The 12,712-nt window shown below is 68.0% G+C and carries 13 protein-coding genes; 2 read left to right on the forward strand and 11 right to left on the reverse strand.

Annotation, left to right across the window (positions count from 1 at the left end):
- Window positions 1-130: 130 nt before the first annotated feature.
- The 7 genes from htpG to HLH29_RS03305 all read right to left on the reverse strand — a co-directional run bounded on the left by htpG (window position 131) and on the right by HLH29_RS03305 (window position 7,142).
- Window positions 131-1,984, reverse strand: coding sequence for a molecular chaperone HtpG (gene htpG / locus HLH29_RS03275; RefSeq protein ID WP_182964577.1), 1,854 nt, complete (start codon window positions 1,982-1,984; stop codon window positions 131-133).
- Window positions 1,985-2,078: 94 nt separating this feature from the next.
- Window positions 2,079-2,711, reverse strand: a complete 633-nt coding sequence (locus HLH29_RS03280; RefSeq protein WP_182964578.1) for an NUDIX hydrolase N-terminal domain-containing protein — start codon at window positions 2,709-2,711, stop codon at window positions 2,079-2,081.
- Complete coding sequence (locus HLH29_RS03285) at window positions 2,708-3,172, reverse strand: cupin domain-containing protein (RefSeq protein ID WP_182964579.1); 465 nt, start codon at window positions 3,170-3,172, stop codon at window positions 2,708-2,710. Before HLH29_RS03285 ends, HLH29_RS03280 begins: the two co-directional genes overlap by 4 nt.
- A gap of 9 nt (window positions 3,173-3,181) precedes the next feature.
- Window positions 3,182-3,868 (reverse strand): hypothetical protein, encoded by a 687-nt coding sequence (locus HLH29_RS03290; protein WP_338030165.1) that lies wholly within the window; start codon window positions 3,866-3,868, stop codon window positions 3,182-3,184.
- Entirely contained in the window at window positions 3,865-5,229 is a 1,365-nt protein-coding gene (locus tag HLH29_RS03295) for a solute carrier family 23 protein (RefSeq protein ID WP_182964580.1), read from the reverse strand. Before HLH29_RS03295 ends, HLH29_RS03290 begins: the two co-directional genes overlap by 4 nt.
- Before the next feature lie 73 nt (window positions 5,230-5,302).
- Window positions 5,303-6,271, reverse strand: coding sequence for a glucokinase (gene glk, locus HLH29_RS03300; protein ID WP_182964581.1), 969 nt, complete (start codon window positions 6,269-6,271; stop codon window positions 5,303-5,305).
- A gap of 55 nt (window positions 6,272-6,326) precedes the next feature.
- Entirely contained in the window at window positions 6,327-7,142 is an 816-nt protein-coding gene (locus HLH29_RS03305) for an SDR family NAD(P)-dependent oxidoreductase (protein WP_182964582.1), read from the reverse strand.
- Between the two features lie 107 nt (window positions 7,143-7,249).
- On the opposite strand from HLH29_RS03305, the gene HLH29_RS03310 reads away from it, so the two are divergent.
- Window positions 7,250-8,413, forward strand: coding sequence for a hypothetical protein (locus HLH29_RS03310; protein ID WP_182964583.1), 1,164 nt, complete (start codon window positions 7,250-7,252; stop codon window positions 8,411-8,413).
- 11 nt (window positions 8,414-8,424) lie between these two features.
- Here the strand turns inward: HLH29_RS03310 and thiL are convergent, their stop codons facing one another.
- Genes thiL through nrdR form a run of 3 tightly spaced genes read right to left on the reverse strand, consistent with a single transcriptional unit; the run spans window position 8,425 to window position 10,550 of the window.
- A complete protein-coding gene (gene thiL / locus HLH29_RS03315; protein WP_182964584.1) occupies window positions 8,425-9,411 on the reverse strand; it encodes a thiamine-phosphate kinase in 987 nt (328 codons plus the stop codon).
- On the reverse strand, window positions 9,392-9,973 hold the full coding sequence (gene nusB, locus HLH29_RS03320; RefSeq protein WP_182964585.1) for a transcription antitermination factor NusB: 582 nt from the start codon (window positions 9,971-9,973) through the stop codon (window positions 9,392-9,394). The genes thiL and nusB overlap by 20 nt, the downstream gene beginning before the upstream one ends.
- A 40-nt stretch (window positions 9,974-10,013) precedes the next feature.
- Complete coding sequence (gene nrdR / locus HLH29_RS03325; protein WP_182964586.1) at window positions 10,014-10,550, reverse strand: transcriptional regulator NrdR; 537 nt, start codon at window positions 10,548-10,550, stop codon at window positions 10,014-10,016.
- A gap of 147 nt (window positions 10,551-10,697) precedes the next feature.
- Here nrdR and HLH29_RS03330 point away from each other — a divergent pair, with 147 nt between their 5' ends.
- Entirely contained in the window at window positions 10,698-11,195 is a 498-nt protein-coding gene (locus tag HLH29_RS03330) for a copper chaperone PCu(A)C (protein WP_182964587.1), read from the forward strand.
- Window positions 11,196-11,211: 16 nt separating this feature from the next.
- On the opposite strand, the gene glpK is transcribed toward HLH29_RS03330, so the two are convergent.
- Window positions 11,212-12,708 carry a glycerol kinase GlpK gene (glpK, locus tag HLH29_RS03335; protein WP_182964588.1) on the reverse strand — a complete coding sequence of 499 codons (1,497 nt, stop codon included), beginning with the start codon at window positions 12,706-12,708 and terminating at the stop codon, window positions 11,212-11,214.
- Window positions 12,709-12,712 lie beyond the last annotated feature (4 nt).

Here is a 12,712-nt window from a genome sequence, read left to right on the forward strand (position 1 = left end):
TGGGAAAAAGGCCGCGCAGGGAAGCACCCAAGCCCCGCGACATCAAGCCCGCAACCATCCGGCTGCGGGCTCCACGCGACAGAATATCAGGTTCACGCGGCAGATGCGCGTGAACCTGTCATGGCAGGCGTCAGGCCGCGCCGCCCTGGATATGGGTCAGCGTCGCCGTCAGCCGGCTGGCAAAGGCCGTCGGGTCCTTCAGGCTCTCGCCCTCCTGGATCCGCGCGATATCCAGCAGGATCAGCGCCGTATCGGTCACCGATTCACCGCGCGCCACCCGCGCCGCCAGGTCGCGGATCAGCGGATGGGCCGGATTGACCTCCAGCGCCGGCGCCAGGTCCGGCACCGCCTGCCCGCTGCGGCGCAGCAGGCGCTGCAATTGCAGGTCCGGCCCCTGGCCGGCCGCCGCCAGCACCACCGCGCTGCTCACCAGCCGCGTGCTGCCGCGCACCTCCGACACCGCATCGCCCAGCGCGTCCTTCAGCGCCGGCAGCAGCGTGTCCAGCTCCGCCTTCTCGCCTTCCGACAGCGGGGCCTCGAACTTCTCCAGGTCGGCATGGCTCTGGCTGACGCTGCGCAGCGGCTTGCTCTCGAACGTGCCCAGACGATCGGGCCAGAAGGAATCGACCGGATCGGTCAGCAGCAGCACCTCGATCCCGCGTGCCTTGAACCCTTCCAGTTGCGCCGAGGCAGGCAGCGTGTCGGGATTGTCGCCGGTCAGGTAATAGATCGCCTCCTGCCCGTCCTTCATCCGCGCCACGTAATCGGCCAGCGTGGTCCAGCCCTCCTCGGTGCTGGAGCGGAAACGGGCCAGACCCGCCAGGTCGGTGCGGTATTCCGCATCGTCCCAGATCCCTTCCTTCACCACCGGGCCGAAATTGTCCCAGAAGCCGGCATAGGATTCGACATCCTTGGCGCGGGTGCGCAGCTCGTTCAGCACCCGATTGGTCACGGCCTTGCGGATACGCTGCAACACCGGCGTCGCCTGCAGCATCTCGCGCGAGACGTTCAGCGGCAGATCCTCGGTATCCACCACGCCCTGCACAAAGCGCAGCCAGGGCGGCAGCAGCGCCGCATCGTCGGTGATGAACATGCGGCGGACATGCAGCCGCACGCGGCTCTCGCGCACCTGCTCGCCGAACTCGAACGGGCGGCTGCCGGGGATGAACAGCAGGGCCGTGAAATCGATCGTCCCTTCGGCATGCCAGTGCAGCGTCGCCCAGGGCGTATCGAAATTATGGCTGACATGGCGATAGAATTCGGTCAGCTGCTCTTCCGTGACCTCACTGCGCGGCTTGCGCCACAGGGCCGTGCCCGCATTGGCCGCCTTGTCCTCGCCATCGCTGCGGATCGTGATCGGCCAGGCGATGTGATCGGCCCATTTGCGCACGATCGCTTCCAGCCGCCACGCGTCCAGAAACTCGTCGGCATCCTCCTTCATGTAAAGGATGATGTCGGTGCCCGGCTGCTCGCGCGTCGCGGGGCTGAGGGTAAAGCTGCCCTTGCCGTCCGACGACCAGCGCCACGCCTCGTCGCTGCCCGCACGGCGCGACACCACGTCGACATGCTCCGCCACCATGAAGGCGGCATAGAAGCCGACGCCGAACTGCCCGATCAGTCCGGACCGTTCGTCCGGCTTGTGCTTGGCCAGTTCCTCGCCGAACGCACGGGTGCCCGAGCGCGCAATGGTGCCCAAATTGCGCGCCAGCTCGTCCTTGCTCATGCCCGCGCCATCGTCGCTGATGGTCAGGCGCCGTGCATCCTTGTCGGGCTCGATGCGCACCTTCGCGCCCTCGGGCAGCGCCTGGGCGGCATCGGTCAGGGCCTCGAAGCGCCGCCGGTCGGTGGCGTCGGCGGCGTTGGCCACCAGTTCACGCAGGAAAATCTCGCGCTCGGAATACAGCGCATGCACCACCAGATCGAGCAGCCGCCCGACCTCCGCGCTGAAAGCATGTTCCTCGCCACCCGTCGCCTGATCGACCATGTCGGAAATCTCTCTGTTACGTAAAATCATCCAGTGGCAGCATATGGGTCACGAACATCATGATTTCAACGCCCTGCGGCCCATCCATCTTCCGTCACTCGAAATCGGCCGGCAGGCCAGGCTCCCGGTAATGGTCGAACATGCGCCGTATCTGCCCCGGCAGCACCCGGCCCAGCGACAGGTCGGCCGGAATCTCCTCCGGGCCGAACCAGCCGATCTCCGAGGTCTCGATACTGGTGGCCGCTTCCCCACCCGCCAGATCGCACAGAAAGAAGAACTTGGCGCAGGAAAACGCCTTGTGCTCATGCCCCTGCCGGTCGCGATCCCACACCGCCGCCAGCCTACGCACCGTCACGATATAGCCGCTTTCCTCCTGCACTTCCTTCACAGCGTTCTCGGCCGGGGTCAGGTTCACATCCGCCCACCCACCGGGCAGCGTCCACCGCCCGCCGTCCAGCACTTCGCGCACCATCAGGATACGACCCGCCGCGTCGAACACGGCGGCGCGCACTTCGACCTTGGGCGTCGCATAGCCCTCCTGCCCGGCAAACAGGCTCTCGATCCACGCCACGGGCGCGCCGGTGCCCACCGCCATCATGCGCGCGGCGATCGCCCGCAGCATCACGTACCGCTCGCGGTCGAACGGGTCCTGGGTAAAGGTCAGGCCGGTCTGTGCAATGGCCTGGATCTCCCGTCCCCAGACCAGCCACTCCGGCTTGCCGCTCACGCCGCCGCTCCTTCCGGCGCCCAGCCCGGCGGGGCGAGTTCGAAGCCCGAGAACTGGAAGGCCGGGGCGACGATGCAGCCCACCACGCTCCACGCCCCCAGCGATTCGGCCGCCTGCCAGCCCATCACCGGCACCACCGCCTGCTGAAGATGACCTTCGCCCGGGCACGGCCCCAGAATCACGCTCTCTTCCACCCCGTCCCGCGCCATGCGCAGCCGCAGCGGCGCACCGCCCTGCCAGCACCAGATTTCGGCCGCATCGACCCGGTGCCAGTGCGACCGCTCGCCCCGCGCGAGCAGGAACTGGATGGTCGTAGCCGTCCCGCGCCCGCCATCCGGCGGCGTATCGCGCCACAATTCGCGATACCACCCGCCCTCCGGGTGCGGCGACAGGGCCAGCGCCTCGCGCACGGCATCGGCCGGCAGGTCGGGATTACGCAGATCGATCGCAGGCCGGGTCATGGCGTCTCCTCACTTCGACGGGCCGTCAGCGGGCGGCGGCGGAAAATCCAGCATGGCGCCGGTATAGGTCTCCACCACCTCGCTGAACGGCAATCCGTCCTGACGATATAACAGCGCACGATGGCGCAGGATTTCGGCCGGAATCGCAATCCTGCCCGCGCCGGGCGGCGGCAGGCCCCGCCGCTCCCAATCGTCGGGCAACGGCGCGAACAGGCGGGCGCTGTCCAGCGTCCGGCGGGTGAAATGCAGGTCGGCCACCACATGGCCGAACGCGGTGTCGGTCCGCGACAGCAGGTCATTCATCGCCGGGGTCAGGCGCGACGGCACATACCAATTATCCGCCATCGACAGCACGCGCCCCCCGCATGCCAGCGCCACCCGGCGATAGGCGATCGCCTCGTCCGGCCCCACGGCCAGTTCCCGCCGCTGTTCCGCACTCGGCACCCGCACCACGCCCGCTATGCGCCGCGCCACCACATGGGCCACCGGCGCCAGATCATGGTCGCGGCACCACCCTTCCAGCGTCAGGGTCGCGCTGGGGTGGGAAAGCAGACGCGCATCCAGCGTCGCAATCAGGGTTTCCAACTCCAGGCGCGCACGCGGCGTGTCGGGCCACATCGTCCCTCCTTCCGCCGCCACGGCGGGCACTGCGCAGGACAGGCCGGCCAGCAGCATGAATGCGTGGAGCGCCTTCACGCACCGCCCCCGATACCGCTGGCCAGCACCAGATAGAAAACGAACACCCCATCCAGCAGCAGCAGGATCGGCGTAATCTCGCTCCAGCGCCGCCCCACGACCGCCAGAACGGTATAGAGCAGCAGCCCCAGCGCCAGGCTGACCATGAAATTGCCGGTCATGACCGTCACCAGCACCATCAGCAGCGGCGTCAGAATCTCCCCTGCATCCTCCTGCTCCGCCCGCCCAATATCGGCCAGCATACCCAAGCCCACCAGGATCAGCACCGGCGCGGTCGCCACCGCCGGCACGGCGGTAATGACCGGCCACAGGACCGACGACAGCGCGAACAGCGCGGCCACCGTAATCCCCACCAGCCCCGTCCGCCCCCCGGCCTCGGCACCGACCAGCGATTCCAGATAGGCCGACACGGTCGACGTCCCGAGTATCGACCCCACCACGCTGGCGGTACCGTCGGCGACGAAGGCAGCCCGGCCCAGTACCGGCTGCCCGTCCTCGACCGACAGGCCGGCCTTGCGCGTCACCGCCATCATGGTGCCCGTCGCATCGAAGAAATCCCCAAGGAAGAAATACAGCGTCACCGGCAGCACCAGGCCGAAATGCGTGACGAACCCATGGAAATCGAAGGGAAACAGCATGTGGACCGGATAATGCGGCCATTCCAGCCACGCCGACGGCCCGACCGTGACCGGCTGGCCGCCGGGATGATGGACGAAACACCCCGCGATGGTGACGGCAATGATGCTCAGCAGCATCCCGGCCGGCACGCGCATCATCCGCAGCACCCCGGCCAGGAACAGCCCGCCGACCGCCAGCAGCACCGCCGGATCGCGCAGCGAGCCAAAGGCGAAACCGTCCGCGCTCTTCACCGCCAGCCCGCCGCTGACCATGCCGATATGGGCGATAAAGGCGCCGATCGCGCAGTGAATGCCGGTGCGGACCGACACGGGAAAACCCATCACGATCTTCTGCCGCCAGCGCGTCAGCGACAGCGCGACGAAGGCCAGCCCCCCGATGAAGACCATGGTAAAGGCCACCGGCGGCGCGATCCCCATCTGCACGACCACGACCTGCGCGAAGATGAGGTTGCTGCTCATGGCCGGGGCCAGAGCAATGGGCAGGTTGGCCAGCAGCGCCATCAGCAGCGATCCGAAGACCGAGGCCGCGATGGTCGTCATGATCATGTCGTGCCGGTCCAGCCCCGCCAGGGCCAGGATCGCCGGGTTGACGATCATGATATAGGCCATGGCCCCGAACGTGGTCAGCCCGGCGATCAATTCCCGCGACAGGGTCGAACCTCGGCGCGTCACATGGAAAAAACGGTCGATCCAGCCGGTTGCCCCGGCGCCGTCATGCGTCACTGCCAGTCTCTTCCCTCAACAAGATGAGGCGACTGTCCTACCGCTTCCGATATGATGCAAGGGAGACCGTCCGTTAATGGAACCGTTCCGCAAAGGCCGCCGCCGCCCCCAGCAGGCCGGGCTGCGGATGCGTGATCAGCTTCACCGGCAGCCCCGCCATCATCGATTCGAATCGCCCCTTGGCCACGAATCGCTCGGCGAATCCGGATCGCGGCAGATGGTCCGCCAGCCGCAGCCCCACCCCACCCGCGATCACCACGCCATTGGCGCCCTGCGCCAGGGCCAGATCGCCGGCAACCCCGCCCAGCGCCAGGCAGAACCGCTCCACCGCCGCCGACGCCATCGGGTCGCGCCTCTCCAGCCCCAGGGTCCATAATTCCTTGTCGTCGTGGATTCGGGTCGGCTGGCCCTCAAGCTCGGCAATCGTCTCGTACAGGTTCACCAGCCCCGGCCCGGAGACGATCCGCTCGGCCGAAACCCGGCGGTAACGCTGCCGCAGCCGCTGCAGAATCCGGTCATCGACACTGTCCAGCGGCGCAAAATCCACATGCCCGCCCTCGGTCTCGCACACCAGGCAGCGCCCGTCGCGCCGCACGACATAGGCCGAGCCCAGTCCCGTGCCGGGCCCGACGATGGTCGTCACCCCGTTGGCCGGCAGGTCGCGGTCGGGGCCGCACAGGTGCCGCAGATGCGTCGCGTCGACCTGGGCCACCGCATAGCCGATGGCGCCGAAATCATTGACCAGGACGTGCTCGTCCACCCCAAGCTGCGCCCCAAGCTGGGCGGGCCGGATCATCCAGGGATTGTTCGTCAGCTTCAGGATATCGCCCTGAACCGGACAGGCGACGGCAATGCCGGCGGCACGCGGCAGCGCGCGCCCGATCTGCCGGCCGAACGCCTCCCACGCCAGTTGCAGGCTGGCATGCTCGGCGCATTTCAGGGTCAGCGCATCCCCCAGCGCGGTCACGCGCCCGGCTTCCACCGTGGCAATCGCGAATCGGGCATGGGTTCCGCCGATATCCACGGCGACGATTTCTTTCATGTCCTGGCCAGGCTCCCTGCGGGTACTATGCCGACGCACATCGTCGCCGGAGGATTCATGTCGTCGGTCGGGGCGCCTGTTCAGCCTTCAGGCGCCTCAGCACGAAATCCCGTATCGGACGCGGCAGCACAATGTCCAGCAGGCGCAGCCCCGCGAAGATCCGGGGGAAGATCAGATGCGGCCGTTCCTCCTCCACTGCCCGCGCGATCAGGCGCGCGGCCTGGGGCGCACTTTGCAGGAACGGCTTGGCACTGCTGACCCGACGACTCATCGGCGTATCGACAAATCCCGGCGACACCAGCGTCACGCCCACACCATGCTCCAGCAGCCCATTGCGCAGCGCCTCGGAGAAACGCGCCAGCCCGGCTTTCGATCCCGAATAACCAGCCGCGAAGGGCAACGCATGAAAGGCCGCGACCGAGCCCAGCAGCACGATATGCCCCCGCCGCCGCGCCACCATCCGCTCGGCCCCGGCGGTCGCCAGCGCGGCCGGCGTCGCAAAATTCACCAGCCCCAATTCCAGCACCGTCTCCGCCCGCTCGGTCAGCGCGGTCTGCGGGCGCATGTCCCCCAGCCCGGCGGCAAGGATCAGCAGATCGACCGGATGCGCATCGTCATCCTCGCGAAAGGCCGCTATCGCGGCGGCCCCGTCGGCCAGATTCAACGTACGTGTCGCCACCGTGGCCCCCATGGTCCGGCAGTCGCGCGCCACCTGTTCCAGCCGGGCCGGATCACGCCCCCACAGCACCAGCCGACGGCCGGACCGGGCATAGAAGCGGGCCAGTTCCGCCCCGATGCCGCTGGAAGCCCCGGTAATCAGGACGGTCGCCGGATCGAAACGGATTTCGCCACCCTGATGTGTCTTGGCCATCGGGCCCCTTTCTTTGACTACCAATTCCATGTCATCAGCACAGGCTGGCCGTTGCGGCCAATCCATTCAGCCACTTGCCTACCCCACCGCCAGAAAACGGACCGGTCATGAACGAAGCGGATCAACTTGTCATCACTCCCGTATCCGGCCTTCGTCAGCTGTCGCAGTTCATCCGCCTTCCCCGCCGGCTCTATGCCGGGCTGCCCGGCTATGCGCCGCCGCTGGACATGGAGCAGAAGGACCTGCTCCACCCGCGCAAGAGCGCCTTCTTCGGTCACGGGCGGGCGCAATATTTCCTGGCCATGCGCGGCGGGCGGCCCGTCGGCCGGATTTCCGCACAGATCGACGATCTGGCCATCGAGAGACTCGGCGAAAATATTGGCTTTTTCGGGGCGCTGGACGCGATCGACGACGCTGCGGTGGTCTCGGCCCTGCTGGACGCCGCATGCAACTGGCTGCGCGAGCGGGGCATGGTCACCGCCCGCGGCCCCTTCACGCTGAATTCCAACGGTGAAACGGGCCTGATGATCGAGGGCCATGACGCCCCGCCGATGATCGCGATGCCCTGGCACCCGCGCTGGCTGCCGCCGCTGATCGAGGCCGCCGGCTTCGCCAAGGCGATGGATTTCCTCGCCTACCAGATGGAAATCGGCCCGCAGGCTGAGGCGAAGCACCTGGTTCCCTCCAGCCTGCGACTGGGCGAAGGGCGACTGGGCAGCGTGACGACGCGCACCATGCGCAAGGACAGGATGGCGGAAGACGGCGAGATCCTGCGCGGACTCTACAACGATGCCTGGCGCAACAATTGGGGCTCCCTGCCGCTGACCCAGGACGAGATGACGGCGATGGTCGCGCAGATGAAGCCGATCCTGAAGCCCGAGCATTTCGTGCTGATCGAGCAGAAAGGCCAGCCCGTGGCCGTCGCCCTGGTGGTGCCGAACCTCTACGACATCGCGGGCGACCTCGGCGGCGCCCCCTCGCCGCTGGGCTGGGTCAAGCTGGCGGCGAGACTGCTGCGCCACCAATTCCATACCGCCCGCGTCATCCTGCTGGGCGTCAGCTCCAAGATGGAAGGAACGGCACTGGGCGCCATCCTGCCCGCCCTGGCCATTACCGAACTGATGCAGCGCGGCCACTCCCTGCCCTACCGCATGGTCGAAATGAGCTGGATCGTGGAAAACAACATGCCCATGCGGCGCCTCATCGAGCGCCTCACCCCGGAGCCCTGCAAGCGCTACCGCGTGTATGACCGTTCGCTGACAGCGAACTGAAGGGGCCGGGGCTACAGGTGGCTCCAGCCGGTACGATCCAGCGCCAGCGTGCCGCCCGCCCCATCGCGCACTTCGACCCCTTGCAGCGCGCGATCAAAGCGGCCGATCCGGGTCACCGGCACGCCGCCCTGTGCGGCAGCCTCGCGCAGGCCGTCCTCCCGTTCCGGCGGAACCGCCAGCAACAGCTCATAATCGTCACCGCCAGTCAGGCAGGTCGCCAGCCAGTCCGGCCCCGCCCGCCGCGCGGCATCCGACAGCGGCACGCATGACGCATCGAGCCACGCCCCCAGCCCGCTTTCCCGCGCCAGATGGCCCAGATCCTGCACCAGCCCGTCCGACACATCCATCGCCGCCGAGGCAATCCCCCCCAGCCCCAGCCCCAGCCTTGGTTCCGGCAGGCGATAGCGACGGGCCAGAAAGCCCGATGCATCCGTCAGTTCGCCCCGCAGCACCCGCAACCCCAGCGCCCCGTCCCCAATCGTGCCGGTCACCCAGACATCGTCCCCGTCGCGTGCCCCGCTGCGCCGCAGGGCACCCCCCGGGCGGACATGGCCCAGAATGGTCAGGGACAGGACCAGCGGCCCCGATGTCGCGGTGGTATCGCCCCCCAGCAGGGTCAGGCCGTAGCGGGTCTGGTCATCTCCCAGCCCCGCCGCGAACGCGCCGAACCATTCCTCATCGCGCGAATGCGGCCGGGTGAGCGCCAGCAGATAGCCCAGCGGCGTCGCGTCCATCGCCGCCAGGTCGGACAGATTGCAGCGCAGCAGCTTGCGGCCCACCGTGTCGGGCGGATCGTCCGGCAGGAAATGCACCGATTCGACCATCGTATCGACCGCGATCACCAGTTCGCGGCCTTCCGGCGGATGCACCAGCGCGGCGTCGTCCGTCAGGCCAAGCGCCCCCTCGCCCGCAAGCGCGCGGAAATGCCGCCGGATGAACCGGAATTCCGACGGCAGGGGCGCCGCGCGCCCCGCCGGATCAGGCGCCTTCGGCTCCATGGGCGTCCTCGGGCATCTCCTCGGCCACGGTCTCGGCTTCGGCCTCGCTCGCCGGCGCGGTATCGGATGCACGCAGCCGGCGCGCCAGCGTGTCGAGCACGCCATTGACCATCTTCGGCTCGTCCCCGGAGAAGAAACCGTGGGCGATGTCGAGATATTCGTTGATGACCACCCGCGTCGGCACCCCGCCAACCACCGCCAGTTCCCCGCCGGCGGCGCGCAGCAGGGCACGCAGCACCGGGTCAAGCCGCCCCACCGGCCAGGAGGCCGGCAGCACGTCGACAATCAGGGCATCGATCTGCTCGCGCCGCGCCATCGCCGAGCGCACCACCTGCTCGAACAGGCGGATATCCGCCTCGGGCACACGCCCGTCCTCATACTCGGCACCATGGTCCGCGGCCGGCACCACGCCCAGCCGATGACGCAGGAATTGCTGGATCACCGCCTCGGGCGTGTCGCCGGCCTGTTCGATCTGGAAAAGGGCCTGCACCACCGCCACGCGCGATGCGGTCCGCGAGCGGGTCCGCGCATGGGTCCTGTCTTCGTCCTGCGATCCGTTCATGCGCCTGTCTCCTGCTGCCACGATTCCGCGAGAGGCGGCTTCATCGCCTCTTTACGTCGCCAGGTCCATAGCCACCTTCCTCGGGCGCGTCGTTCTTCCGTCCCCCGGCCGCCGCCCGGGCCTCGGCCGCTCCGGGGATCGACTCCAGGATCGCCGCGAAATCCTTGGTTTCACGAAAATCCCAATGTACGCTGGCGAAACGAATATAGGCCACGATATCGACCTCGCGCAGCGTGTCCATCACCAGCTTGCCGATATCGACCGACGGAATGTCGGTTTCCCCCGACGCTTCCAGCTTGCGGACCAGGCCGTTGACGATTCGCTCGATCCGCTCGTCGTCCACCGGGCGCTTGCGCAGCGCGACACGCACCGACCGCGCCAGCTTGTCCCGCTCGAACGGCACACGCCGTCCATCGGCCTTGACCACATACAGGTCCCGAAGCTGCACCCGCTCGATGGTCGTGAAGCGCTGGCCGCATGAGGCACAGATCCGCCGGCGCCGGATCGCCGCCCCATCCTCATGCGGGCGGCTGTCCTTGACCTGGGTATCGTCATGACCACAAAAAGGGCATCTCATGCGGGCTTCAGTCCTGCGCGGCGTATTCCTGGCACGGGAAATGCGCACGAAATCAACCGGACGCAAGCCCGTGTGGACATGCCGGGTGCGCTTTGTCCCCACCCGGCATGCTGATAACCTCTCCGAAATGCCGAAGCCGAGGAGCCCATGACGCGACACGCGCTGCTGATCGGATTACTGGTCCTCATGAGTCAGGCCGCCCTCTCGGCCGCCCGGGCCGCTCCGCTCACGCCCGACGACGACCAGGCCGCCGCCGGGCAGGATATCGATATCCGCGATACCTCGATCCAGATCCTCCGCCCCGAACGCCGGATCGCGGCCGGATATTTCACGATCGAGAACCGGGGCAGCGCCGTCCACCTGCTGGCCGGCGTCTCGTCGCCCGCCTGCCGCAATCTGTTCGCCCACCATACGGAACAGGAAAGCACGGGCGAAACCGCCGGCCTGTTCACGCATCTGGCCCTGCCGCCCGAGACCACCCTGGTCTTCCCGCCGGGCGGCTATCACCTCATCTGCGCCGGCTATGACGACAGTGTGCGCCCCGGCCAGCAGATCACCATCACCTTCCGCTTCCTGGGCGGCGCAACCCGCAGCGTCCCCTTCGCCGTCCACCCCGCGGCGAATACCGAGGAAACCACACCGTAGCCTCCCCGGATCGCGCTCAGGCCGCCTTCGGCGTCAGGGTCCGACGCACCGCCTGGCGCCAGCCGTCCAGCATCGTCTGGCGCTGCGCACCGTCCATGCTGGCCTCGAACACGCGCCCGCGCGACCAGCGCGCCGCCACATCATCCAGGTCGGTCCAGACACCACAGGCCAGCCCGGCCAGGAAGGCGGCGCCCGTCGCCGTGGTCTCCAGATGCGCCGGCCGTTCCACGCCCGCCTGCAGAATGTCCGCCAGGAACTGGCAGAACCAGTCATTGGCCGCCATCCCGCCGTCCACGCGCAGGGTGGTGACCAGCCCGCCCCCATCCTGCGCCATCGCCTCCATCAGGTCATAGGTCTGGTAGGCCACGGATTCCAGGGCTGCACGGGCGATATGCGCCGCCGTGGCATCCAGCGTCAGGCCGCAGATCAGGCCGCGCGCCTCCGGGTCCCAGTGCGGCGCGCCCAGCCCCACGAAGCCGGGCACCATATACACGCCATGGCTGTGCGGAATGCGCGTCGCCATGTCGTCGGTCTGCGAGGCATGGGTGATCAGGTGCAGCCCGTCGCGCAGCCATTTGATCGCGGCCCCGGCGACGAAAATCGCACCTTCAAGGGCATAAACCGTCTTTCCGCCGATCCGATAGCCGATCGTGGTCAGCATCCGGTTCGCCGAGGTCACGGGCGCCTCGCCGGTATTCAGCAGCACGAAGCAGCCCGTGCCATAGGTCGCCTTGGCCATGCCGGGCGTAAAACAGGCCTGCCCGACCAGGGCCGCCTGCTGGTCGCCCGCCATGCCCGCCACCGGAATCGCACGGCCCAGGAGCGCCGGATCGGTCTCGCCATAGATCTCGCTATTGCCCCGCACCTCGGGCAGCAGGCTCCGGGGGATATTGAACAGGCGCAGCAGATCCTCATCCCAGCACTGGCGATGGATGTCGAACAGCAGCGTGCGCGAGGCATTGGTCACATCGGTGGCATGCACCCGCCCACCCGTCAGGCGCCACAGCAGGAAACTGTCGATCGTGCCGAAGGCCAGCCGCCCGGCCTCGGCATCCCGCCGGGCACCGGCCACATTGTCCAGGATCCAGGCCAGCTTGCTGGCCGAGAAATACGGGTCCAGCAGCAGCCCCGTCCGCTCGCGCACCAGCCCCTCGCATCCCTCCTGCCGCATGCGGGCGCAGAGCGGGGCGGTACGGCGATCCTGCCAGACGATGGCCCGGTGGACCGGCTTGCCGGTCTCGCGGTTCCACACCACGATCGTCTCGCGCTGGTTGGTAATGCCGATCGCCGCCACGCTGTCCCCGGCGCCGCTCTGCTCCAGCGCATCGCGCGCGGTCGACACTACGTCACGCCAGATTTCCTCCGCATCATGCTCGACCCAGCCATGGTCGGGATAATGCTGCGCGAATTCGGCGCGCGCCGTCGCCAGGGGCCGCGCGTCATGGTCGAAGACGATGCTGCGGGTCGAGGTCGTGCCCTGGTCGATCGCCAGGATGGTGTTCTTCTTGCTCATGGTC

This window comes from Gluconacetobacter tumulicola, from assembly GCF_014174215.1.
Classification (GTDB): Bacteria; Pseudomonadota; Alphaproteobacteria; order Acetobacterales; family Acetobacteraceae; genus Gluconacetobacter; species Gluconacetobacter tumulicola.

Excerpts from the sequence above, each read along its gene's own strand:
- htpG (WP_182964577.1), bottom strand. The coding sequence starts at position 1,984 with ATGGTCGATCAGGCGACGGGTGGCGAGGAACATGCTTTCAGCGCGGAG.
- HLH29_RS03285 (WP_182964579.1), bottom strand. The coding sequence starts at position 3,172 with ATGACCCGGCCTGCGATCGATCTGCGTAATCCCGACCTGCCGGCCGAT.
- glk (WP_182964581.1), bottom strand. The coding sequence starts at position 6,271 with ATGAAAGAAATCGTCGCCGTGGATATCGGCGGAACCCATGCCCGATTC.
- HLH29_RS03305 (WP_182964582.1), bottom strand. The coding sequence starts at position 7,142 with ATGGCCAAGACACATCAGGGTGGCGAAATCCGTTTCGATCCGGCGACC.
- HLH29_RS03310 (WP_182964583.1), top strand. The coding sequence starts at position 7,250 with ATGAACGAAGCGGATCAACTTGTCATCACTCCCGTATCCGGCCTTCGT.
- thiL (WP_182964584.1), bottom strand. The coding sequence starts at position 9,411 with ATGGAGCCGAAGGCGCCTGATCCGGCGGGGCGCGCGGCGCCCCTGCCG.
- nusB (WP_182964585.1), bottom strand. The coding sequence starts at position 9,973 with ATGAACGGATCGCAGGACGAAGACAGGACCCATGCGCGGACCCGCTCG.
- nrdR (WP_182964586.1), bottom strand. The coding sequence starts at position 10,550 with ATGAGATGCCCTTTTTGTGGTCATGACGATACCCAGGTCAAGGACAGC.
- HLH29_RS03330 (WP_182964587.1), top strand. The coding sequence starts at position 10,698 with ATGACGCGACACGCGCTGCTGATCGGATTACTGGTCCTCATGAGTCAG.
- glpK (WP_182964588.1), bottom strand. The coding sequence starts at position 12,708 with ATGAGCAAGAAGAACACCATCCTGGCGATCGACCAGGGCACGACCTCG.